General features: G+C 55.8%; 20 protein-coding genes. 10 read left to right on the top strand and 10 right to left on the bottom strand.

Features of this window, described 5'->3' with window-relative positions; translation table 11 throughout:
- The first annotated feature begins 229 nt into the window (after positions 1-229).
- Positions 230-1,285: a porin OmpA gene (gene ompA / locus LRM19_RS03510; protein ID WP_023311028.1), complete on the top strand. Its 1,056-nt coding sequence runs from the start codon at positions 230-232 to the stop codon at positions 1,283-1,285.
- 65 nt (positions 1,286-1,350) lie between these two features.
- Here ompA and matP read toward each other — a convergent pair whose 3' ends face one another.
- Positions 1,351-1,803 carry a macrodomain Ter protein MatP gene (gene matP / locus LRM19_RS03505; RefSeq protein WP_008499929.1) on the bottom strand — a complete coding sequence of 151 codons (453 nt, stop codon included), beginning with the start codon at positions 1,801-1,803 and terminating at the stop codon, positions 1,351-1,353.
- Positions 1,804-1,989: 186 nt separating this feature from the next.
- On the opposite strand from matP, the gene LRM19_RS03500 reads away from it, so the two are divergent.
- Complete coding sequence (locus LRM19_RS03500; protein WP_271367524.1) at positions 1,990-3,750, top strand: Lon protease family protein; 1,761 nt, start codon at positions 1,990-1,992, stop codon at positions 3,748-3,750.
- Between the two features lie 68 nt (positions 3,751-3,818).
- Positions 3,819-4,337, top strand: a complete 519-nt coding sequence (fabA, locus tag LRM19_RS03495; protein WP_008499931.1) for a 3-hydroxyacyl-[acyl-carrier-protein] dehydratase FabA — start codon at positions 3,819-3,821, stop codon at positions 4,335-4,337.
- A gap of 70 nt (positions 4,338-4,407) precedes the next feature.
- On the opposite strand, the gene rmf is transcribed toward fabA, so the two are convergent.
- The 6 genes from rmf to rlmKL all read right to left on the bottom strand — a co-directional run bounded on the left by rmf (position 4,408) and on the right by rlmKL (position 12,334).
- A complete protein-coding gene (rmf, locus tag LRM19_RS03490) occupies positions 4,408-4,575 on the bottom strand; it encodes a ribosome modulation factor (protein ID WP_013097261.1) in 168 nt (55 codons plus the stop codon).
- A gap of 255 nt (positions 4,576-4,830) precedes the next feature.
- Positions 4,831-5,397 (bottom strand): membrane integrity-associated transporter subunit PqiC, encoded by a 567-nt coding sequence (gene pqiC, locus LRM19_RS03485; RefSeq protein WP_008499932.1) that lies wholly within the window; start codon positions 5,395-5,397, stop codon positions 4,831-4,833.
- Positions 5,394-7,034, bottom strand: coding sequence for an intermembrane transport protein PqiB (gene pqiB / locus LRM19_RS03480; protein WP_271367518.1), 1,641 nt, complete (start codon positions 7,032-7,034; stop codon positions 5,394-5,396). Before pqiB ends, pqiC begins: the two co-directional genes overlap by 4 nt.
- Positions 7,035-7,038: 4 nt before the next feature.
- Complete coding sequence (pqiA, locus tag LRM19_RS03475) at positions 7,039-8,292, bottom strand: membrane integrity-associated transporter subunit PqiA (protein ID WP_249575947.1); 1,254 nt, start codon at positions 8,290-8,292, stop codon at positions 7,039-7,041.
- Between the two features lie 13 nt (positions 8,293-8,305).
- On the bottom strand, positions 8,306-10,213 hold the full coding sequence (locus LRM19_RS03470; RefSeq protein ID WP_127730291.1) for an ABC transporter ATP-binding protein: 1,908 nt from the start codon (positions 10,211-10,213) through the stop codon (positions 8,306-8,308).
- Between the two features lie 12 nt (positions 10,214-10,225).
- A complete protein-coding gene (rlmKL, locus tag LRM19_RS03465; protein WP_115874649.1) occupies positions 10,226-12,334 on the bottom strand; it encodes a bifunctional 23S rRNA (guanine(2069)-N(7))-methyltransferase RlmK/23S rRNA (guanine(2445)-N(2))-methyltransferase RlmL in 2,109 nt (702 codons plus the stop codon).
- 98 nt (positions 12,335-12,432) lie between these two features.
- Between rlmKL and LRM19_RS03460 the strand changes: the two genes are divergently transcribed.
- Positions 12,433-13,542: a YcbX family protein gene (locus tag LRM19_RS03460; protein WP_271367514.1), complete on the top strand. Its 1,110-nt coding sequence runs from the start codon at positions 12,433-12,435 to the stop codon at positions 13,540-13,542.
- On the opposite strand, the gene zapC is transcribed toward LRM19_RS03460, so the two are convergent.
- Both zapC and pyrD read right to left on the bottom strand, forming a co-directional pair.
- Entirely contained in the window at positions 13,539-14,081 is a 543-nt protein-coding gene (zapC, locus tag LRM19_RS03455) for a cell division protein ZapC (protein WP_032651189.1), read from the bottom strand. The genes LRM19_RS03460 and zapC overlap by 4 nt on opposite strands.
- A 165-nt stretch (positions 14,082-14,246) precedes the next feature.
- Positions 14,247-15,257: a quinone-dependent dihydroorotate dehydrogenase gene (gene pyrD / locus LRM19_RS03450; protein WP_111964548.1), complete on the bottom strand. Its 1,011-nt coding sequence runs from the start codon at positions 15,255-15,257 to the stop codon at positions 14,247-14,249.
- A 248-nt stretch (positions 15,258-15,505) separates the two neighbouring features.
- Between pyrD and ssuE the strand changes: the two genes are divergently transcribed.
- From ssuE to ssuB, 5 genes are read left to right on the top strand one after another with little or no spacing between them, the layout of a single operon-like run.
- Complete coding sequence (ssuE, locus tag LRM19_RS03445; RefSeq protein WP_008499940.1) at positions 15,506-16,081, top strand: NADPH-dependent FMN reductase; 576 nt, start codon at positions 15,506-15,508, stop codon at positions 16,079-16,081.
- Entirely contained in the window at positions 16,074-17,036 is a 963-nt protein-coding gene (locus tag LRM19_RS03440) for a sulfonate ABC transporter substrate-binding protein (RefSeq protein ID WP_271367502.1), read from the top strand. The genes ssuE and LRM19_RS03440 overlap by 8 nt, the downstream gene beginning before the upstream one ends.
- A complete protein-coding gene (gene ssuD, locus LRM19_RS03435; RefSeq protein WP_111964550.1) occupies positions 17,033-18,178 on the top strand; it encodes an FMNH2-dependent alkanesulfonate monooxygenase in 1,146 nt (381 codons plus the stop codon). Before LRM19_RS03440 ends, ssuD begins: the two co-directional genes overlap by 4 nt.
- A gap of 9 nt (positions 18,179-18,187) precedes the next feature.
- Positions 18,188-18,979, top strand: coding sequence for an aliphatic sulfonate ABC transporter permease SsuC (ssuC, locus tag LRM19_RS03430; protein WP_271367501.1), 792 nt, complete (start codon positions 18,188-18,190; stop codon positions 18,977-18,979).
- The gene (gene ssuB / locus LRM19_RS03425) at positions 18,976-19,746 is read left to right on the top strand and encodes an aliphatic sulfonates ABC transporter ATP-binding protein (RefSeq protein WP_271367499.1); all 771 of its coding nucleotides are present in this window, start codon (positions 18,976-18,978) and stop codon (positions 19,744-19,746) included. The genes ssuC and ssuB overlap by 4 nt, the downstream gene beginning before the upstream one ends.
- A 50-nt stretch (positions 19,747-19,796) precedes the next feature.
- Here the strand turns inward: ssuB and pepN are convergent, their stop codons facing one another.
- Complete coding sequence (pepN, locus tag LRM19_RS03420; protein ID WP_271367496.1) at positions 19,797-22,409, bottom strand: aminopeptidase N; 2,613 nt, start codon at positions 22,407-22,409, stop codon at positions 19,797-19,799.
- A 254-nt stretch (positions 22,410-22,663) separates the two neighbouring features.
- Between pepN and pncB the strand changes: the two genes are divergently transcribed.
- Positions 22,664-23,866, top strand: a complete 1,203-nt coding sequence (gene pncB, locus LRM19_RS03415) for a nicotinate phosphoribosyltransferase (RefSeq protein WP_271367495.1) — start codon at positions 22,664-22,666, stop codon at positions 23,864-23,866.
- Positions 23,867-23,886: the final 20 nt, after the last annotated feature.

Raw genomic sequence — 23,886 nt, 5'->3', positions numbered from 1 at the left:
GAAAAATGTTAAATAATCGGTATACGGAACTTTTTTTTTCATATGCCTGACGGACTTCACACTTGTAAGTTTTCAGCTACGTTGTAGACTTTACATCGCCAGGGGTGCTCGGCCTAAGCCGAAGATATCGGTAGATTTATATTTGACCACGCCCCCCGGTGAAGGATTTAACCGTGATTCTCTCTTGAGACTTTCATGGCGAATTTTGGATGATAACGAGGCGCAAAAAATGAAAAAGACAGCTATCGCGATTGCAGTGGCACTGGCTGGCTTCGCTACCGTAGCGCAGGCCGCTCCGAAAGATAATACCTGGTATGCAGGTGGTAAACTGGGCTGGTCTCAGTTCCACGACACTGGCTGGTACAACAGCAGCCTGAACAATGATGGCCCAACTCACGAGAGCCAGCTTGGTGCAGGTGCGTTCGGTGGCTATCAGGTTAACCCGTATGTTGGTTTTGAAATGGGTTACGACTGGTTAGGTCGTATGCCATACAAAGGCGACACCATCAACGGCGCTTTCAAAGCACAGGGCGTTCAACTGACCGCTAAACTGGGCTACCCAATCACTGACGATCTGGACGTGTACACCCGTCTGGGCGGCATGGTATGGCGTGCTGACTCCAGCAACAACATTTCTGGCGACAACCATGACACCGGTGTTTCCCCAGTATTCGCTGGTGGCGTTGAGTGGGCTATGACCCGTGACATCGCTACCCGTCTGGAATACCAGTGGGTTAACAACATCGGCGACGGCAACACCGTTGGTGTTCGTCCAGACAACGGCATGCTGAGCGTAGGTGTTTCCTACCGTTTCGGCCAGCAGGAAGAAGCAGCACCAGTTGTTGCTCCAGCGCCGGCTCCAGCTCCAGAAGTACAGACCAAGCACTTCACTCTGAAGTCTGACGTTCTGTTCAACTTCAACAAAGCGACTCTGAAACCAGAAGGTCAGCAGGCACTGGATCAGCTGTACACCCAGCTGAGCAACCTGGATCCTAAAGACGGTTCTGTAGTGGTTCTGGGCTTCACCGACCGTATCGGTTCTGACGCTTACAACCAGAAACTGTCTGAGAAACGTGCTCAGTCTGTTGTTGATTACCTGATCTCTAAAGGTATCCCAGCTAACAAGATCTCCCCACGTGGTATGGGCGAATCTAACCCAGTTACTGGCAACACCTGTGACAACGTGAAAGCTCGCGCTGCACTGATCGACTGCCTGGCTCCAGATCGTCGCGTAGAGATCGAAGTTAAAGGCATCAAAGACGTTGTAACTCAGCCAGCGGCATAAGTTATCGTCTTATAAAAAAACCCCGCCATGCGGGGTTTTTTATTGTCTGAAGAAAAGTAAAAAATCTACTTTTTACCCAACAGAGCCTGAAGGTCGTTCTTCAGCGTCGACATCTGGTTGGCGTACTTCTCTTTATGTTCTGCATCCTCAATCAGCTGCACGATGGTTTCCGACAGCGTTTTTCCCCGTCGTTGTGCCAGCCCGGCCAGGCGCTGCCAGACAACGAACTCAAGGTCGATTGATTTTTTGCGAGTGTGCTGATGCTCAGCATTAAAATGCCGTTTGCGTCGCGCGCGGATAGTTTGCTTCATCCGGTTTAACAACGCAGGATTGATGTGTTTCTCAATCCACCCGTTAACCTGTACCGGTTCATTTTCGAGGGTCAGCAAAATATCCACGGCTTCTTGCGCAGCGCTGGCTTCGATGTAGCAGGTGATCAGCTCCCCTTCACGGTGCTTTTTGACCAGGTATTTCCATTTCCAGCCGCTTTCGAGATTTTCCAGTTGTTGATATTTCATTGCGATCTCAGTGTTACCACGTAACTCTGTTCAGAATATCAGTTTTTTAGCAATCTGCTGAAAAGAAATCATATCCTGTGAGTGAATGCAGCCATTCGCCCTGTCGAAATCCCCAATCCTGCTTGGGTACAGCCCCCCGCTTACGGTATACTCCACGCTTTTACATCTGACTAAAAAACATCAACTTTGACCATTACGAAACTTGCATGGCGTGACCTTGTTCCGGATACCGAAAGTTACCAGGAACTGTTTGCACAGCCCGAACTCGCAAAAGAACACGAATTCATCCTTAGCGATACGCAGCCCCGTTTGCATTACGCGCTGGAGCAGGTGTTAAGCCCTTGGGCAACTGCGCCCTTCATGCTGCTCAAAGCCCCGGAAGAAGCGGAATACCTGACGCTGCTCGGTGATGCTGTGCGCCAGCTGAAGCCGGAAGCGAACGCCGTTTTTGGCGGGCAGTATCGTATTGCGGGACATGATGTCACTTTCGAACCTGCGGCGCAGGCCGATGGCGCTTTTGCCGCTAAGGGCGAAGTGGTTACCGCTAACTGGGTCGAGGCGGAACAACTCTTTGGTTGTCTGCGCCAGTTTAACGGCAAACTTTCGCTGCAGCCGGGGCTGGTACATCGCGCAAATGGCGGTGTTCTCATCATCTCACTGCGTACCCTGCTCTCGCAGCCGCTGCTGTGGATGCGTCTGAAAACCATCGTGCATCAGCAGCGTTTCGACTGGGTCGGCTACGATGAGTCTCGTCCCCTGCCTGTCTCGATTCCGTCTATGCCGCTGTCGTTAACCGTCGTGCTGACGGGCGACCGTGAGTCGCTGGCGGACTTCCAGGAAATGGAGCCTGAACTGGCTGAGCAGGCGGTATATAGCGAATACGAAGATAATATCCAGATTGCCGATGCCGACGATATGGCGCAGTGGTGCCAGTGGGTGATGACCGTTGCAGAACGTTTTGCGCTGCCAACGCCTGCGGCTGACGCGTGGCCAGGCCTGATACGCGAAGCGGTGCGCTATACCGGTGACCAGGAAACGCTGCCACTCTGCCCGCTCTGGATCGGCAAACAGCTGCGTGAAGTGGGTGTGATTAGCGGTAACGGTGCGTTCACCGGAGAGCAGCTCACCCAGATGCTGGCTCAGCGAGAGTGGCGAGAAGGCTATCTTGCTGACCGTATGCAGGATGAAATTCTGCTGGAACAAATTCTGGTGGAAACCGAAGGCGAACGCGTCGGGCAGATCAACGCCCTGTCGGTGATTGAATTTCCTGGCCATCCGCGCGCATTCGGGGAACCGTCCCGTATCAGCTGCGTTGTGCATATTGGCGATGGCGAATTTACCGACATCGAACGCAAAGCCGAGCTGGGCGGCAACATTCACGCCAAAGGCATGATGATCATGCAGGCGTTTTTGATGTCTGAGCTGCAGCTTGAGCAACAGATCCCCTTCTCGGCCTCGCTGACGTTTGAGCAGTCCTACAGCGAAGTGGATGGCGATAGCGCCTCTATGGCTGAACTGTGCGCCTTAATCAGCGCCCTGGCGGAAGTGCCCATCAATCAGAACATCGCGATCACCGGCTCGGTGGACCAATTCGGTCGTGCCCAGCCTGTCGGCGGCCTCAACGAAAAAATTGAAGGCTTCTTCTCTATCTGCCAGCAGCGCGGTTTAAACGGCAAGCAGGGTGTAATTATTCCTGCTCCTAACGCACGCCATTTAAGCCTCAGCCAGGAGATTCTGGATGCGGTTGAACAAGAGCAGTTCGCCATCTGGGCCATCGAAGGGATTGAGGATGCACTACCCTTACTGACAAACCTGGTATGGGATGGCGAAGGGCAAACCACCCTGATGCAGACTATCCAGGAGCGCATTGCTCAGGCAACACAGCAGGATGCTCGTCACCGTTATCCATGGCCGTTACGCTGGCTGGGCTGGTTTAGTTCGAACTGATCGGACTTGTTCAGCGTACACGTGTTAGCTATCCTGCGTCCTTCACTAAAATAAGGCTTACTGAGAACATGGTAGATAAACGCGAATCCTATACAAAAGAAGATCTTCTTGCCTCTGGTCGCGGCGAACTGTTTGGCGCAAAAGGCCCACAGTTGCCGGCCCCGAACATGCTGATGATGGACCGTGTCGTGAAAATGACCGAAACCGGCGGCAACTTCGATAAGGGTTACGTAGAAGCAGAACTCGATATCAACCCGGACCTGTGGTTCTTCGGTTGCCACTTTATTGGCGATCCGGTAATGCCTGGCTGTTTGGGCTTGGATGCCATGTGGCAGCTGGTTGGCTTCTATCTGGGCTGGCTGGGTGGCGAAGGTAAAGGCCGCGCGCTGGGCGTGGGCGAAGTGAAATTCACAGGCCAGGTTCTGCCTACAGCGAAGAAAGTGACCTATCGTATTCACTTCAAGCGCATCGTAAACCGCCGCCTGATTATGGGCCTGGCAGATGGTGAAGTACTGGTCGACGGTCGTCTGATCTATAGCGCAAGCGACCTGAAGGTTGGCCTGTTCCAGGACACTTCTGCGTTCTGATCGTGCTTTTCGAACCCCGGAAAGGCGAAACCTCCGCAATGCGGAGGTTTCTTTTTTGAAAGAGACGTTATCAGGCTATGAGTGCCCTGTCGCCGATGGCTTCTCGCCAGCCTCCAAGCCATTGTGACCTTTGATTTATCGTCTGATAAGGACACATTTCTTTAGAACGTCCAGCGATGCCGGCCTGATAACCACGTTGATGAGCCCGTTCCAGGCGATCTCGTTTCTGTCTCTTCATGCCTCGTTTCCCTCATTCTTTTGTCTGGTGGAAAGAAAACAGTGTCTGCACTATCTGCACAGGCACAGATAACGAATACCCCGAATTAGTCGCATCGTCAATGTTCAAAATTCATACGGGTGTCATATCTGTGAGCTACATGGAAGTTCATTTGTACAAAAATTGTGACGTGGCACAAGTAACAACCTGAGTTGAAAACGAAAAAAAAACCGCAATCAGCGACAGGCCAACTGCGGTTTTAATGATGAATTTTACTTATGGCAGCCGGGAAATCTCCCTCGCGATACTGGCCGACTCCTGCGCCCAACCCTGAGCCAGGACTTTCACCATTTCGTCATAGCCATCCTTCTGCTGCTTCAGCTCCAGATGGAAAGGACGCTTAATCAGCTGCCCCTGATGGTTTAGCAACCACTCCCCGCTGATCACCACCGCACCGTCATAGCGGCCGTGGAAGCCCGTTACGGTGACGTTCAGCGTATCCTGATCGTTACCCAGCGGCTGCGACGCGACTACCCAGCCCGGAAGCTGGCTGCCCAGGTTAGCCACCAGCGTGTTGCGCAGCTGCTGATCCAGCGGGCTGGCCCACAGGTTGTTGGTCGCAATCACGTATTTAACGTCGCTGGTCTGATAGACCACGCCGTTTCCTGCCAGATAATCCGGCACGGCGACCTGCTCAACCCACAGCTGGCGGTTTCCCTGACTCGCCGTGCTTTGCCCACCGCTGTGGGTTGCCACAGGCAGCTGATAATAACTTTTATTATCTCCCCCTGAACTGCACGCCGTTAACAGCAGAGCGCCAACCATCAATAGCCATTTTTTCATTCTTTTGCCCTCTTCGGCTCAGGATCCTTTTTATCTTTCGCTTCGAACACCAGCGCATTGCTCTTCTCGTTGAGCGTTTTCAGCACCGGCTGCAGTTCACGCAGGACCTGATCAAGACGCTGCATATCTGCCACCATCTTGTTATAGGCCGCAGATCCCGGCTGGAAGCCCTGCATACTGCGGTTCAGCTCACGCAGCGTTTTCTGCATGTCCTGCGGCAGCTGCTGCATGCTCTGGCTCGCCGTGATCTTGTTGACGTTATCCAGCGTGGTTTGCAGACGGCGCATCGTTGCCTGGCTTTCGCTCAGCGAGTTTGTCGCCGCTTCAATCATCGGATTCAGTGGCAGATTGTTGATCTTATCCAGCGTCTCCATCAGACGCTGCTGGATCTGCGCCAGACCGCTGCTCACCGTTGGGATGATCTTGTAGCCGCCGAATTCACGGATACCGGTAATCGGCGGTGCTTTCGGGTAGAAGTCCATATCCACATACAGCGCGCCGGTTACCAGGTTGCCGGTTTTCAGCGACCCGCGAAGACCGCGTTCCATCAGTTGGGTGATATGGGTAGCGATATCCTGATTTTCACCAATCTGGTTAAGCAGACGCTCTGGTTCAATGCGGATCAGCACCGGAATGCGATAGTCATCGTCCAGCATCTGGCTCAGACCCGGGACGAAGAACGGTACTTGCCCAACCGTACCGAGGCGAATACCGCGGAACTCAACGGGCGCCCCCGGCTGCAGGCCGCGAACGGAGTCTTTGAAGAACATAAGGAAGTCAACGTGATCGGTATAGAGCGCATCCTGAATGCTTTTTTGATCGTCAAAGAGGCGGAAAGCGGTGTTCTCTGCAACCGGCTGCCCCAAATCCAGGCCTTCCGGCACGTCAAAACTCACGCCGCCGCCAAACAGCGTGGTCAGCGAACCCATTTCAACGCGCATGCCTGCCGAGGTCAGATCCACCGCGATCCCGCTGTCTTTCCAGAAACGGACGTTGCTGGTGACCAGACGATCGTTTGGCGCATTAATGAAGAGCTGATAGCTAATTGCGCGTTTCTGCGGATCGAACGTGCTTTTCTCAACCGACCCGACGCGGTAGCCGCGGAACAGGACCGGGTCGCCGGCCGTGAGCTGACCTGCTTTTTTGCTGTCGAGGATCACGCGGATGCCCTTGGCATCAGGCGGCGCAAGCGGCGGTGAATCCAGAAGCTGGTATTTGGCAGGCTGGTTACCCTTAGCGCCGGGCTGCAGCTCTATGTAGGCGCCCGAAAGCAGCGTTCCTAAGCCGCTGATCCCTTCACGCCCCACCTGCGGTTTAACGACCCAGAAAACGGAATCGCCATGCAACAATTTCTCCATGCCGGCATTAAGGCGCGCCTTAATCTCCACATGAGTTAAATCGTCGGTCAGGGTTGCGCTTTCGACCACGCCCACATCCACGCTACGGCTTTTGATGGTCGTTTTGCCGCCCTCAATCCCCTCGGCATTGGTGGTTATCAGCGTGACTTCCGGTCCCTGATGGCTGTAATGATAAAACAGGATCCATGCACCGATCAGCGCGGTCACGATGGGAAAAATCCACACCGGTGACCAGTTTTTGACCTTCTGCACTTTCGCCTCTCCACTCTTATTTTCCATGCTCTTACTCTTCCTCATGGCTTGATTCAGGCTCACGATCCCACGATAAACGAGGGTCGAAGGTCATGGCCGCAAACATGGTCATGATCACGACCAGTGCAAACATTAAAGCCCCCATCGCGGGATAAATACTCATCAAACCGCCCATCCGCACCAGCGCAGAGAGAACGGCGATGACAAACACGTCTATCATTGACCAGCGTCCAACAAACTCGACCACTTCATAAATCAGGTGCATACGTTCGCTGTCGCGTTTTCCATGGCCTTTCGCATCCCAACAGAGCCAGGCGATGGCGATCATTTTTAAGGTTGGCACCATAATACTGGCGATAAAGATAACGCCAGCGACCGGATAGGAACCCTCGCCCCAAAGCAGTATCACCCCGGCCAGGATCGTTGAGGGCATTTTGTCACCGAGCAAATCGGTGATCATGATTGGCAGAATATTGGCAGGCAGATACAGCATGATGGACGTGACCAGCAGCGCCATCGTCCACTGAAGACTATTTTTACGCCGCACGTGCCCTTTCGTTTCGCAGCGCGGACAAACGTTGAGATCGGCGGGGAGCACGGCGGTACAGCATGGGCAGGAACGCAGCCCCTGACGAATTCCGGGTACGCCGACCTTTACCGTCTGCGCAAGCGTCGGTGCCGGGGCGATATCATCCCACGCCCAGCGCCTGTCAACGCACTGGAATGCACGCAGCTGGAGGACGCAGTATAGACACCAGGGAATAAAGCTGCTGCCGATCCCCACGTCGCCGTACGCCATCAGCTTCACGAAACTGACCAGAATGCCCGCCAGAAAGATCTCGGCCATGCCCCAGCTTTTGAGCTGAAAAAGGATACGCGCAAGCCGGATTTTCAGTGATGCGGGCATCCTGACGCGGTTGACCAGTAAAAGGATTACGACCAGGCAAAAAGCCGGGACTATCTGGACAAACAGGAGAAAAAAGGTGCCGAGGCTGGCGTAATCTTCTGAGAACATCACGCCCGGGATCTCAAGCAAATCCACCTGGCTGGTTATCCCACCCACCTTCATATAGATGAAGGGAAAGAGATTGGAGAGCAGCAGCATAAAAAGTGCTGCAAGAGCGTAAGCAGTGGGACGCTGCCGCGGCGCGTCCCACTCGGTTGTCAACGTCGCACCGCAACGTGGACACAGGGCTTTATGTCCGTGACCAAGCTCTGGCAACGCCACGAGCATATCGCATTGCGAGCATAAAATATGCCTGTCGGCATGGTGCTGGTCACACATATGTTATCCCTGTTTATGCGCCGTTTTTCAGAGACTCAAGGTACTCCCAGCGCTCAAATGCTTCTTCCAGGGCTTTTTCAGCCGCGGACAGTTCTGACAGTACTTTCTGAGTATAGTCATGCGATTGGGTAAAGAATGACGCATCAGCAACCTGTTTTTGCAGATCCTCAAGCGCGGCCTCCAGCTCTTCAAGACGCTGCGGCAGTCCCTCCAGTTCGCGCTGCAGGTTATAGCTTAGTTTAGCCGAGGTTTTCTTGACAGTTTCTGCTTTTGTTACAGTAGCTTCAGGACCAATTTTGGACTTTGACTGCTTCGTCGCCAGCGACTGTGCCTGCTGCCCTTTTGCGTCGTGATAACCGCCTACGTATTGACCAATTCGCCCTTCACCTTCGAAGATCCAGCACTCGGTCACGGTGTTGTCAACGAACTGACGATCGTGGCTAACCAGCATCACGGTACCCTGATAGCCGTCGATCAGCTCTTCGAGTAGTTCCAGCGTTTCGACATCAAGGTCGTTCGTTGGTTCATCGAGAATCAACAAGTTACTTGGCTTCAGGAACAGGCGTGCCAGCAGAAGACGGTTGCGCTCACCGCCTGACAGCGCGCGCACCGGCGTCATGGCGCGTTTCGGATGGAACAGGAAGTCCTGCAGGTAGCCCAGCACGTGGCGCGGCTTGCCGTTTACCATCACCTCCTGCTTACCTTCAGCGAGGTTATCCATCACCGTACGGTCCGGATCCAGCTCCGCGCGGTGCTGGTCGAAGTAGGCGACCTCCAGCTTGGTCCCGCAGTGAATGCGGCCGCTGTCGGCCTGCAGCTGGCCCAGCATCAGCTTCAGCAGCGTGGTTTTACCGCAGCCGTTCGGGCCAATCAGGGCGATTTTGTCGCCGCGCTGGACCTGTGCGGAGAAGTCTTTCACCAGCACTTTACCGTCAACCTGGTAGTTGACGTTTTCCATTTCGAAGACAATCTTGCCGGAGCGGGACGCCTCTTCCACCTGCATTTTGGCGCTGCCCATCACTTCACGGCGTTCGCTGCGCTCGCGACGCATCGCCTTCAGGGCGCGCACGCGGCCTTCGTTACGGGTACGGCGGGCTTTGATGCCCTGGCGGATCCAGACCTCTTCCTGCGCCAGCTTGCGGTCGAACTCGGCATTCTGCAGCTCTTCCACGCGCAGGTTTTCTTCTTTCTCCAGCAGATAGGTGTCGTAATCCCCGGGATAGGTGACCAGCTTGCCGCGGTCGAGATCGACAATACGCGTCGCCATATTGCGGATAAACGAACGGTCGTGTGAGATGAAAATAATGGTGCCGCTGAAGGTTTTCAGGAAGCCTTCCAGCCAGTCGATCGCTTCGATATCCAGGTGGTTAGTCGGTTCGTCCAGCAGCAGCACCTTCGGCCCGCTAACCAGCGCGCGGCCCAGGGCCGCCTTACGCAGCCAGCCGCCGGAGAGCGCCGACAGCTCCATATCGGGTTCCAGACCGAGCTGGGCCAGCACTTCATTAATACGGTTTTCAAGCTGCCACAGACCGTGGTGATCGAGCATCTCCTGCACTTTTGCAAGTTCGTTGAGGTTTTTGTCGCTCGGATCGGTCATCACCAGATGCGAAATCTCGTGATAGCGCTTCAGATATTCGGCCTGCTCAGAGATCCCTTCCGCAACGAAATCGTAAACGCTGCCGGTCACGTGACGCGGCGGGTCCTGCTGGAGGCGGGAGACGATCAGATCCTGTTCGTAAACAATGCGTCCGTCATCCAGGCCCTGTTCACGGTTAAGGATTTTCATCAGCGTGGATTTACCCGCGCCGTTACGGCCCACCAGACAGACGCGCTCGTTATCTTCGATGTGCAGCTCTGCATTATCGAGAAGCGGTGAGTCGCTGAAAGAGAGCCACGCGCCGTGCATACTAATTAAAGACATTTATTTTTCCTTTCAGACCGCGGTAATCAACCAGCAGTTATGGATTTGACGGTTACGGGCAAAGTCCTGAGACAGCGTTTTTTGGCTGATTTCTTGTGCTTTCAGTCCCAGGGCTGCTAAGCCGTCATGATCCATACGGAAGCCGCGTTTGTTGTTCGAGAACATAATGGTGCCGCCTTTGCGCAGCAGGCGCTTCAGGTCGGTCATCAGGCGCAGGTGATCGCGTTGAACGTCAAAGCTATCTTCCATACGCTTGGAGTTGGAAAAGGTCGGCGGATCGATAAAGATCAGGTCGAACTGCTCGTCGGTATCGCGCAGCCAGCTCAGCACGTCGGCCTGCATCAGGCGATGCTGACGTCCGGTTAAGCCGTTAAGGCGCAGGTTGCGCTCCGCCCACTCCAGATAGGTACGTGACATATCTACCGTGGTGGTGCTACGCGCGCCGCCCAGACCGGCATGCACGCTGGCGCTGCCGGTGTAGGAGAAGAGATTCAGGAAGTCCTTGCCTTTACTCATCTGGCCCAGCATGCGGCGGGCGATACGGTGGTCGAGGAACAGACCGGTATCCAGATAGTCGGTCAGGTTGACCCACAGGCGCGCGTTGTATTCGCCCACTTCGATAAAGTCGCCCTTCTCGCCCATCTTCTGGTACTGGTTTTTGCCTTTCTGACGTTCACGCGTTTTCAGCACCAGCTTGTTTGGCGCAATACCCAGCACGGCGATGGTGGCGGCGATGACGTCCAGCATGCGCTGACGCGCTTTTTGCGCATCAATGGTTTTCGGCGGCGCATATTCCTGAATCACCACCCAGTCCGCGTAGCGGTCAACCGCCACGTTGTACTCCGGCAGGTCGGCATCATACAGGCGGTAGCATTCAATGCCCTCCTGCTTCGCCCACTTCTCAAATTTCTTCAGGTTCTTGCGCAGACGGTTAGCGTAATCTTCCGCCACGCCGGACGGCTTGCTGTCGGCCGCCTTCTCCGCCAGATGGTAGTTTTTCTGCACGCAGTCCAGCGGGCCGTTTTTCGCCTTAAACTGGCGATCGGCACGCAGCTGCAGGCAGCTCAGCAGTTCCGGCGAGGCGCTGAACAGAGACAGGTTCCAGCCGCCAAAGTGGTCCTTCATGTTGCGGCCCAGCAGGCTGTGCAGGGCAATCAGCGCCGGTTCGCTGTCGAGACGTTCGCCGTATGGCGGGTTGCTGATCACGGTACCGTACGGGCCTTTTGGCAGCGGGTTGGTCAGGTTCGCCACGTCTTTCACTTCGAAGGTGACCAGCTCGCCGATACCGGCACGGCGGGCGTTGCTGCGCGCGCGCTCAATGACGCGAGGGTCGCTATCGGAGCCGTAGAAATGAGAGGTATATTCCGCCAGCCCCTTACGTGCGCGGGTCTGCGCGTCGTCTTTGACCTCTTTCCAGAGCGCTTCATCGTGCTGCGCCCAGCCTTTGAAGCCCCACTGGCCGCGGTGCAGTCCCGGCGCGCGGTCGGTGGCCAGCATGGCCGCTTCAATCAGCAACGTACCGGAACCGCACATCGGGTCGAGCAGCGGCGTGCCCGGCTGCCAGCCGGAGCGCATCACAATGGCGGCCGCCAGGGTCTCTTTGATGGGTGCCATGCCGGTACGATCGCGGTAGCCGCGCAGGTGCAGGCCCGCGCCGCTCAGATCGAGGGAGATACTCGCCGTGTCGCCGTTCAGCCAGACGTTAATACGCAGATCGGGGTTTTCACGATCGACGTTCGGACGTTCCTTATTTTTACGGGTGAAGCAGTCCACAATGGCGTCTTTTACGCGCAGGGCACCGTACTGGCTGTTGCGGATCTCGTCGTTCACGCCGTTGAAATGCACCGCAAAGGTAGCATTCGGGGTGAAGATCTCTGTCCAGTCGATCATCTGTACGCCGGTATAGAGATCAAGGTCGCTATAGACCTTGCACTCCTTCATCGGTAGCATGATGCGCGACGCCAGGCGGCTCCACATCAGGCTCTGGTAAATAAGCCGTGTGTCGCCCTCAAAATGGACACCACCCTGAACCACCTGGCACTCTTGCGCGCCCAGGCTTTCCAGTTCAGTTTTTAACAGCTCTTCCAGCCCACGGGCCGTACTGGCAAACAGAGAATTCATATCGTCACTTTTACTCTTAGAAAATTGTCGCGCATTATAGCTAATATGGCGTGTATGTCATAAAGTTGAAGGCTTATTTTCATTCGAGGGAGTGTGCAGTGGCGACGTTATCCAGGCTTTTTATTCATCCGGTGAAATCCATGCGCGGCATCGGCGTCTCTCACGCGCTGGCCGATATGAGCGGATTTGCCTTCGATCGTATTTTTATGGTCACCGAGCCTGACGGAACGTTCATTACCGCACGCCAGTTCCCTCAGATGGTTCGCTTTACCCCTTCCCCGCTTCATGACGGTTTGCACCTTACCGCGCCGGACGGTTCCAGCGCGGTGATTCGCTTTGCTGATTTTGCGCCCGTCGATGCGCCGACGGAAGTGTGGGGCAATCATTTTACCGCGCGCATCGCCCCGGATGAGATCAACCGCTGGCTGAGCGGCTTCTTCTCCCGCGACGTGCAGCTGCGCTGGGTTGGGCCTGAACTGACGCGTCGCGTGAAGCGCCACGACGCCGTTCCCCTCTCCTTCGCCGATGGCTTCCCGTTCCTGCTGACTAACGAAGCTTCACTGCGTGATTTGCAAGGCCGCTGCAAAGCCAGCGTTCAGATGGAACAGTTCCGTCCGAACCTGGTAGTAACGGGCGCAGACGCCTGGGATGAAGACACCTGGAAAGTGATCCGCATTGGCAGCGTCATTTTTGACGTGGTGAAGCCGTGCAGCCGCTGCATTTTCACGACGGTAAGCCCGGAGAAAGGCCAGAAGCACCCTTCCGGCGAACCGTTGAAGACATTGCAGTCATTCCGCACCGCGCAGGACAACGGCGATGTGGATTTCGGCCAGAACCTCATCCCGCGCTCCAGCGGCGCTATCCGCGTCGGTGATGAGGTAGAGATTCTTGCCCGAGGGCCTGCAAGGGTGTACGGCTCAGGGCAGGAAGAAGAAATGGTAGACGTTGTGACGAATGTCGCCTCTGCGATAGATATTCACTGGCAGGGCAACGTCATCCGTGGCAACAACCAGCAGGTATTACTGGAGCAACTGGAGCAGGCTGGTATTCGCGTACCGTATTCCTGTCGCGCAGGCATTTGCGGATGCTGCCGCATCAGGCTGGTGGATGGCGAAGTGAGTGCGTTGAAAAAATCAGCAATTGGAAGTGACGGCACAATTCTCTGCTGTAGCTGCATACCGAAAACGTCCGTACAGCTGGAAGCTTAAACCGCCTGCTCGAGGCTGAAGGCATCCACGCGAAGCTGGGGCTTCAGCCTGTCGTTCATGACCTTAATAGCATCCCCAAGCTGCATCGTCCGCCCGGCAATCGTTACGCCGGGCTGCGCCAGCAGACAGAGTGCAGCATTTTCGCCAGGCTCAACCACCAGCAGGCTCACCTCTTCTGCAGTGTCGCTCAGATTTACGCTCGCCGCATCGCCCGTTGCCGGGGTCCAGTTCATGCCGTGGGGCAGGAAATGCCAGCTCTTTGGCATTTGCGGTTTCAGGAAACGGATAGCCACCAGCGCATTTAATACCAGCTCGGCGCGCTGCTCTTTAGAGAGCACCAGATCGCGGCATTTTTCCTCAAAGGAGAAATAAAGCGCAGCATCGTCAACGCAAAAGCCCGACGGGGAAAACGCATCCGGGGTTAACATTCGGCGGGCAAAACGAGAACGAAACAACATGCCATTGGCTAAGTCGAGCATCATTCGGTCATGCTCGTCGCAAAAATACCAGCGCCAGTTATCGTCAGGTTTAATTCGCATGTGTCTCTCCCGTCCCCAAACGTCCTGTACTAAAAATGTCCTGTTTGCCGCCTCGTTTATAACACCATTAATAAAAGACTATAATGACTAAATAAGCAACAGTGACGGAATATAAAACAACCAGGGCTGGAAATAAAGCCCTGGTTGTCTGATTAAGAGAAAAGATTAGATATGAGTAACGATTTCTTTAATCAGCGGCGGTCCTTTAAAAATAAAGCCGGAATAGATCTGCACCAGCGACGCACCCGCCGCCATTTTCTCGCGCGCAGCAATCACGGAGTCAATGCCGCCGACGCCAATAATCGGCAGACGACCTTTTAATTCCGCAGACAGGGCGCGAATAATTTCGGTGCTTTTTAATTGTACCGGACGGCCACTTAACCCACCCGCTTCGTCACAGTTTTTCATTCCCTGCACGAGGGAACGATCGAGGGTGGTATTGGTTGCAATCACACCATCAATATTATGGCGAACCAAACTGTCGGCAACCTGGATCAATTCTTCGGGAGAAAGATCCGGGGCGATCTTAACCGCGACCGGAACATATTTATGGTGGATCGACTGAAGTTCATTTTGTTTATTTTTAATGGCACTCAGAAGATCGTCCAGCGCTTCGCCATATTGTAAAGAGCGCAGCCCCGGGGTATTGGGTGAAGAAATATTCACCGCAATATAACCGGCATAGGCGTAGACTTTTTCCATACAAATCAGATAGTCATCTTTACCCTGCTCTACCGGCGTGTCTTTATTTTTGCCGATATTGATGCCTAATATCCCGTCAAAATGGGCTTTTTTTACATTCTCAACCAGGTGATCAACACCGAGATTATTAAAGCCCATGCGGTTGATCAGCCCTTCGGCTTCCACCAGTCGGAACAGGCGCGGCTTGTCATTTCCCGGCTGCGGGCGCGGGGTGACGGTACCGATTTCAATGGAGCCAAAGCCCATCGCGCCCAGGGCATCAATGCACTCGCCATTTTTGTCCAGACCGGCCGCCAGACCCAGCGGATTTTTAAAGGTCAGCCCCATGCACTGCACAGGTTTTACCGGCACATTCTGACGTACCAGAGCGGCCAGCGGCGTTCCGGTAATACGACGTAATTGCTGGAATGTAAATTCATGAGCGCGCTCAGGGTCGAGCTGGAAAAGGGCTTTACGAACGAAGGGGTAGTACATGAACTCTCCTGGATTCCCGGTGTGCAAACCGGGAGGGGATTATGGGCGATCCCGTCGCGAAAGGGAATTGACCTGCGGCAAAAAATCAGCGTAAAACGCAATCGTTTACCTCCCCGTACATTTCTTATGCACTTTTTCGCATTTTAATTGCAGATAAATCATTTAGTGGAATAAAGGTGCGGTGTCACACTCCTTAAAATTGTTATGAATGTTAGATAAAAGCAAACAATTAGTTATAAGGAGGAAGTATGCGCGTCATTACCCTGGCCGGAAGTCCACGATTCCCGTCGCGCTCCAGCGCCCTGCTGGAATATGCCCGTGAAAAACTGAATGCTCTGGATGTGGAAGTGTGCCACTGGAACCTGCATAACTTCGAACCTGAAGATTTGCTCTACGCCCGTTTCGACAGCCCCGCGCTGAAAACCCTCATCGAGCAGCTTAACGGCGCTGACGGCTTAATAGTGGCAACGCCCATTTATAAAGCCTCTTTTTCCGGCGCGCTGAAAACCCTGCTCGATCTGCTTCCGGAACGCGCCCTGGACGGCAAAGTCGTGCTGCCGCTGGCAACGGGCGGTACGGTTGCCCATTTACTGGCCGTGGATTACGCCCTGAAGCCGGTACTGAACGCGCTGAAAGCGCAGGAGATCCTCCACGGGGTTTTCGCCGATGACTCGCAGGTCATTGACTATCAACACAAACCACACTTTACGCCCAACCTGCAAACCCGCCTCGATAACGCTCTGGAAACGTTCTGGCATGCCCTTCACCGCAGGGATATCCAGGCCCCGGCGTTTGGTCAGCCTCAAGGAGTCGCACATGTTTAAAACGTTCACCCGTATCGGTCTGGCAGGTCTGATGGCCCTTACCTCGCTGGCCCATGCCGCAGAAACGGCTCCGGAAAGTTTACGCATCGGGTATCAGAAAGGCAGCGTCAGCATGGTGCTGGCGAAAAGCCACCAGCTTCTGGAAAAACGCTTCCCGGACACCAAATTCTCCTGGGTGGAGTTCCCTGCCGGCCCGCAGATGCTGGAGGCCCTTAACGTGGGCAGTATCGATCTTGGCAGCACGGGCGATATTCCGCCGATCTTCGCACAGGCCGCGGGAGCGGACCTCGTCTATGTAGGCGTTGAGCCGCCCAAGCCGAAGGCCGAGGTGATCCTGGTGCCTGAAAACAGCGACATTAAAAGCGTCGCCGACCTTAGAGGACATAAAGTTGCTTTCCAGAAAGGTTCCAGCTCACACAACCTTTTGCTGCGAGCTCTGCAAGAGGCCGGACTCAAGTTCACCGACATTCAGCCCGTCTACCTGACTCCCGCTGACGCGCGCGCCGCGTTCCAGCAGAAGAACGTTGATGCCTGGGCCATCTGGGACCCGTACTACTCCGCCGCATTGCTGCAGGGCGGCGTTCGCGTGCTGAAAGACGGTACCACGCTGAAGCAGACCGGCTCGTTCTATCTGGCCGCGCGTCCTTATGCGGAAAAGAACGGCGCATTTATTCAGGGCGTGCTGGATACCTTTACCCAGGCCGATGCCCTGACCCAGACCCAGCGTCAGGAGAGCATTTCCCTGCTGGCGAAAACCATGGGCTTACCTGAGCCGGTGATCGCGAGCTATCTCAACCACCGTCCGCCGACCACCATTACCCCGGTGGACGCACGCGTCGCCGCGCTTCAGCAACAAACGGCTGACCTTTTCTATCAAAACCACCTGGTGCCAAAACAGGTCACTATTCGCGAACGCATCTGGCAGCCCGCAGGCAAAGAAGGAGCTAAATCATGAGTCTGAATCTTTTCTGGTTTTTACCCACCCACGGTGATGGACACTATCTTGGTACAGAAGAGGGCTCGCGCCCGGTTGACCACGGCTACCTGCAGCAGATTGCGCAGGCTGCGGACCGAATCGGTTTCACTGGGGTGCTCATCCCGACCGGACGTTCATGTGAAGATGCCTGGCTGGTCGCCGCATCAATGATTCCGGTCACCCAGCGTCTGAAGTTCCTGGTTGCGTTACGTCCTAGCGTCGTCTCCCCTACCGTGGCGGCACGTCAGGCGGCAACGCTGGACAGACTATCCAACGGCCGCGCCCTGTTTAACCTGGTGACGGGCAGCGATCCGCAGGAGCTGGCAGGCGACGGCGTGTTCCTCGACCATACCGAACGCTATGAAGCTTCCGCCGAGTTCACCCGCGTCTGGCGACGCCTGCTGGAAGGTGAAACCGTTACCTTTGAAGGCAAGCATATCCACGTTCGTGACGCGAAACTCTACTTCCCGCCGGTACAGCAGCCGCGACCGCCGCTCTATTTTGGCGGATCGTCGGATGTAGCCCAGGATCTGGCGGCAGAACAGGTCGATCTCTATTTGACCTGGGGCGAACCGCCTGAGCTGGTGAAAGAAAAAATTGCCCAGGTACGCGCTAAGGCGGCCGCCCATGGCCGTAAGGTGCGCTTCGGCATTCGCCTGCACGTGATTGTGCGCGAAACCAGTGAAGAAGCCTGGCAGGCGGCGGACCGCCTGATCTCCCATCTGGATGATGAAACGATTGCCAGAGCCCAGGCCGCATTTGCCAAAACCGACTCCGTCGGGCAGCACCGGATGGCATCCCTGCACAACGGCAAGCGCGAGAATCTGGAGATCAGCCCGAACCTGTGGGCTGGCGTTGGTCTGGTGCGCGGCGGTGCGGGCACGGCGCTGGTCGGCGACGGACCGACCGTGGCCGCGCGCATCAACGAATACGCCGAGCTGGGTATCGACAGCTTCATTCTCTCCGGCTATCCGCATCTGGAAGAGGCGTACAAGGTGGGCGAGCTGTTATTCCCGCATCTGGATGTCGCCATTCCGGAAATTCCACAGCCGCAGCGGCTTCAGCTTCAGGGCGAAGCCGTGGCGAACGAGTTTATTCCACGCAAAGCCGCGCAGAGCTAAGGAGTGACCATGTCTGCCACCTCACAAAAATGGCTGCTGCGCGCCGCGCCGTGGTTTTTACCCGTCGGTATTGTGGCAATCTGGCAGCTCGCGTCGTCCACCGGCTGGCTGTCGAGCCGCATTCTGCCCTCCCCGGAGGGCGTCGTAGAAGCGTTCTGGTCGCTGAGCGTGAGCGGCGAGCTGTGGCAGCATCTGGCGATCAGCTCCTGGCGCGCGGCGATCGGGTTTTCCATCGGCGGCAGCATCGGTCTGGTCCTGGGCCTGATCAGCGGTCTTTCACGCTGGGGCGAGCGGCTGCTGGACACCTCCATCCAGATGCTGCGCAACGTGCCGCATCTGGCGCTGATCCCGCTGGTTATCCTGTGGTTTGGAATTGATGAGAGCGCCAAGATTTTCCTCGTGGCGCTGGGCACGCTGTTCCCCATTTACATCAACACCTGGCACGGCATCCGCAATATCGATCGCGGCCTGGTCGAGATGGCGCGCAGCTACGGCTTGTCCGGTTTTTCCCTGTTTATTCACGTGATCCTGCCGGGCGCCCTGCCCTCCATTATGGTCGGGGTGCGTTTCGCGCTCGGCCTGATGTGGCTAACGCTGATTGTGGCGGAAACCATCTCGGCCAACTCCGGGATTGGCTACCTGGCGATGAACGCCCGTGAATTCCTGCAAACGGACGTGGTGGTGGTTGCCATTATCCTTTATGCCCTGCTCGGCAAACTCGCTGACGTTAGCGCCCAGTGGCTGGAGCGCAGCTGGCTGCGCTGGAACCCGGCCTATACCCTTCAGGAGGCGAAAGCATGAATACTGCACGACTGAATCAGGGGACACCGCTACTGCTGAACGGCGTCACCAAACGCTACGGCGATAACACCATTCTTAACGGGCTGGATCTGCATATTCCCGCCGGACAGTTTGTGGCTGTTGTCGGGCGCAGCGGCGGCGGAAAGAGTACCCTGCTACGGCTTCTGGCCGGACTGGAAGCCCCCAACGGCGGCGACATTCTGGAAGGGACAACGCCGCTTTCGATTATCCAGGACGATACCCGCATGATGTTTCAGGATGCGCGCCTGCTGCCGTGGAAATCGGTTATCGATAATGTCGGGCTCGGTCTTAAGGGCAACTGGCGGGATGAAGCCCGCCAGGCGCTGGCCGCCGTTGGGCTGGAAAATAGAGCCGATGAATGGCCTGCAGCCCTTTCGGGTGGGCAGAAGCAGCGCGTGGCGCTGGCGCGCGCGTTAATTCACCGTCCGGGCCTGCTGTTGCTTGATGAACCGCTGGGCGCGCTCGACGCCCTGACGCGAATCGAAATGCAGGATTTGATTGGATCTCTCTGGCAGGCACACGGCTTTACGGTACTGCTGGTGACGCATGACGTGAGCGAAGCCGTCGCAATGGCCGACCGGGTGCTGTTAATAGAAGATGGTAAAATAGGTCTGGATCTGGCGGTAGATCTTCCGCGGCCTCGTCGCGTGGGCTCGGCAAGACTGGCGGAGCTGGAAGCGGAAGTGCTGGATCGGGTGATGAAGCGTGGAGGTACGGAGTTACAGCGAGCTAAGGCTAATGCCTGATGCCCTCACCCCGGCCCTCTCCCACAGGGAGAGGGCCGGGTTAACTTTTATTACGCTAAGGCTTTAGCAATCTTCTCGTACAGATCGCCAGACAGGTTTTCCAGCCCTTTCAGCTGCTCAAGCGCGGCACGCATTTTCGCCTGACGCTTCGCATCGTAGCGTTTCAGACGGATCAGCGGCTCAATCAGGCGCGACGCCACCTGCGGGTTACGGCTGTTCAGCTCGGTCAGCATTTCCACCATGAACTGATAACCGCTGCCGTCTTCGGCGTGGAACGCGGCCGGGTTGCTGCTTGCAAACGCGCCAATCAGCGAACGCACGCGGTTCGGATTGCTCAGGGTAAAGGAACGATGCTTCAGCAGGCTGCGCACGTTGCTGAGCGCATCGGCCGCCGGGCTGGTCGCCTGCAGGATGAACCACTTGTCCATCACCAGGCCATCCTGATGCCACTTGTCGTCGTACTCCTGCATCAGCGCGTCGCGGCACGGCAGCTCAGCGGCAACGCTTGCACCCAGCGCGGCCAGCGCGTCGGTCATGTTATCCGCTTCATGATACTGCTTGCTCACAAGGGTGTTCGCGAGCTCGGTTTCACCAAACGCCAGGTAGCGCAGGCAGGTATTACGCAGAGAACGTTTACCAATGTCCGCGTGCTCAACGCGATAAGCATCAAGCTTGTTGGCGTTATAAATGGCGAGGAACTCGTCCGCCAGCTCAGCAGCCAGCGTACGGGTCAGCGCTTCACGCACCGCCACGATCGCGATCGGATCGATAATCTCGAACAACTCGGCGATTTCCGTTGCTGACGGCAGGGTCAGAATTTCAGCGGCGAGCGCCGGGTCAATCTTCTCATCCAGCAGGATCGCGCGGAACGCGTCAGCCACGTGCACAGGCAGCGACAGCGGCTGGCCCTGCTGGTGACGGTTTACGTTGATCTTGATGTAGGTCGCCAGCAGGCTTTGCGCCGCATCCCAGCGGGAGAAATCGTTGCGCGAGTGACGCATCAGGAACGTCAGCTGCTGATCGCTCCACTTGTACTCCAGCTTCACCGGCGCGGAGAATTCGCACAGCAGAGCAGGCACCGGCTGGAAGTAGACGTTATCAAAGATAAAGGTCTGCTCGGCCTGGGTCACGTTCAATACGTGGTGTACCGGGTGGCCGCCCTTCTGCAGTGGGATGACTTTGCCTTCGTTATCGTACAGCTCAATGCTGAACGGAATATGCAGCGGGTATTTCTCTTCCTGCTCTGCCGTCGGCGGCGTGCGCTGACTGATGGTCAGCGTGTACTGCTCGGTTTCCGGATTGTAGTCGTCTTTGACGGTAACAATTGGCGTACCGGCCTGGCTGTACCAGCGGCGGAAGTGGGAAAGATCGACATTAGAGGCATCTTCCATCGCCTGCACGAAATCGTCGCAGGTGGCCGCGCTGCCGTCATGACGCTCGAAGTAGAGCTGCATCCCTTTCTGGAAGTTCTCTTCACCCAGCAGGGTATGGATCATGCGGATAATTTCTGCACCCTTCTCGTACACCGTCAGGGTATAGAAGTTGTTCATTTCGATGACTTTATCCGGGCGGATCGGGTGCGCCATTGGGCTGGCATCTTCCGCAAACTGCAGGCCGCGCATGGTACGCACGTTGTTGATGCGGTTCACCGCGCGTGAACCCAGATCGGAGCTGAACTCCTGATCGCGGAAGACGGTGAGGCCCTCTTTCAGGCTCAGCTGGAACCAGTCGCGACAGGTGACGCGGTTACCGGTCCAGTTGTGGAAATATTCGTGGCCGATGACGCGTTCGATATCGAGATAATCTTTATCGGTAGCGGTATCGGTTCGCGCCAGCACGTATTTGGAGTTAAAGACGTTGAGGCCTTTATTCTCCATTGCGCCCATGTTGAAGAAATCAACGGCGACGATCATATAGATGTCGAGGTCATATTCGAGGCCGAAGCGCTCTTCGTCCCACTTCATGGAGTTGATGAGCGAGGTCATCGCCCACGGCGCGCGGTCAAGGTTACCGCGGTCTACGAACAGCTCCAGCGCCACCTCGCGGCCTGAGCGCGTTTTGAAGGTGTCACGCAGCACGTCGAAGTCCCCCGCCACCAGCGCAAACAGGTAGCACGGTTTCGGGAACGGATCCTGCCACTGAACCCAGTGACGGCCATTCTCCAGCTCGCCTTCACCTACGCGGTTGCCGTTGGAGAGCAGGAAGGGATACAGGGTTTTATCGGCGATGATTTTGGTGGTGAAGCGCGCCAGGACGTCCGGACGGTCGAGATACCAGGTAATGTGGCGGAACCCTTCCGCTTCACACTGGGTACACAGCGCCACGCCAGACTGGTAAAGCCCTTCCAGCGCGGTATTGGCGGCCGGGCTGATTTCATTCACGATGCGCAGCGTAAACTGTTCCGGCAGGTTGTCGATGACCAGCTGGTTGTTTTCTTCTTTATAGTCCGACCAGGCTTCATCATTGATATGCAGGGAGACCAGCGTCAGGTCTTCGCCATCCAGACGCAGCGGAACGGCGGTTGCGCTGTGGCGCGTCACCTGACTCACCGCCGTGACAACGGTTTTTGTGGCATCCAGGTCAAAAGTCAGATCGATTTCGCTAATCAGGTAATCCGGCGCACGGTAGTCGTGGCGGTATTTGGCTTGTGGCTGTTGTGTCATAGAAAACCTTATGCATCGTTTGTCGAGTAACGTTTCAATATATTCCTGTTGCGCAAATCGCGCTATGCAGAATGTTCATCTTTTCAGGGTCAAAACCCTTTTTTGCTACATTTGTATAACACGGGGCACAAAATGCCCTCGACCATAAAACGCGCTTATGTTGTGATCGGGGTTCAATAAATCACTAAACAAGGTATACTCCGGAGTTGTTTATTGTACTAAACGCTCCTGTGAGAGGATGCTACTGCGCACCTATGACTCAATTCGCTTCTCCAGTTCTGCATACGTTGCTGGATACCGACGCGTATAAACTGCATATGCAGCAAGCCGTTTTCCACCACTACTATGACGTTCACGTCGCGGCGGAATTCCGCTGTCGTGGCGACGACTTGCTCGGTATCTACGCAGACGCCATTCGTGAACAGGTCGATGCTATGCAGCATCTGACGCTGCAGGACGAGGAATATCAGTGGCTTTCTGGCCTGCCTTTCTTCAAAGCCGACTATCTGAACTGGCTGCGCGATTTCCGCTATAAGCCGGAGCAGGTCACCGTGCTTAACGATAACGGCAAGCTGGATATTCGCCTTGAAGGTCCGTGGCGGGAAGTGATCATGTGGGAAGTGCCGCTTCTGGCGGTGATCAGTGAACTGGCTCACCGCTACCGTTCGCCGGAAAAAGGCGTAGCGCAGGCTGTCTCCTCACTGGAAAACAAACTCGCAGCCTTCTCCACGCTGACCGCAGGGCTGGACATGTCCCGCTTCCGCCTGATGGACTTTGGTACGCGGCGCCGTTTTTCGCGCGACGTACAGGAGGCCATCGTTAAACGTCTGCAGCAGGAGCCGTGGTTCGTGGGCACCAGTAACTACGATCTGGCCCGTCGCCTCAACCTGACGCCGATGGGCACCCAGGCGCACGAGTGGTTCCAGGCGCATCAGCAGATCAGCCCTGACCTGGCCAACAGCCAGCGAGCGGCGCTGGCCGCATGGCTTGAGGAGTACCCGAATCAACTCGGGATCGCCCTCACCGACTGCATTACGATGGATGCCTTCCTTCGCGACTTTGGACCTGAATTTGCAGAGCGATATCAGGGGTTACGCCACGATTCAGGGGATCCGATCGAGTGGGGCGAGAAAGCGATTGCCCATTACGAGAAACTTGGCATTGACCCGATGAGCAAAGTGCTCGTCTTCTCGGATAATCTCGACCTGGCGAAAGCGGTCGAACTCTATCGTCATTTCAACACCAGAGTGAACCTGAGTTTCGGGATTGGTACCCGGTTGACCTGCGACATTCCTCAGGTAAAACCTCTGAATATCGTGATAAAGCTGGTGGAATGTAACGGCAAGCCGGTGGCGAAACTCTCCGACAGTCCGGGTAAAACCATCTGCCATGACAAAGCGTTTGTCCGCGCATTGCGCAAAGCGTTCGATCTCCCCTTGATTAAAAAAGCCAGTTAAGCGCTTACGGGAGCCTTTAT

The organism is Enterobacter sp. PI-10, assembly GCF_027947695.1.
In the GTDB taxonomy this organism is placed as follows: Bacteria; Pseudomonadota; Gammaproteobacteria; order Enterobacterales; family Enterobacteriaceae; genus Enterobacter; species Enterobacter vonholyi.
This window is presented reverse-complemented; position numbering and strand designations above follow the sequence as displayed.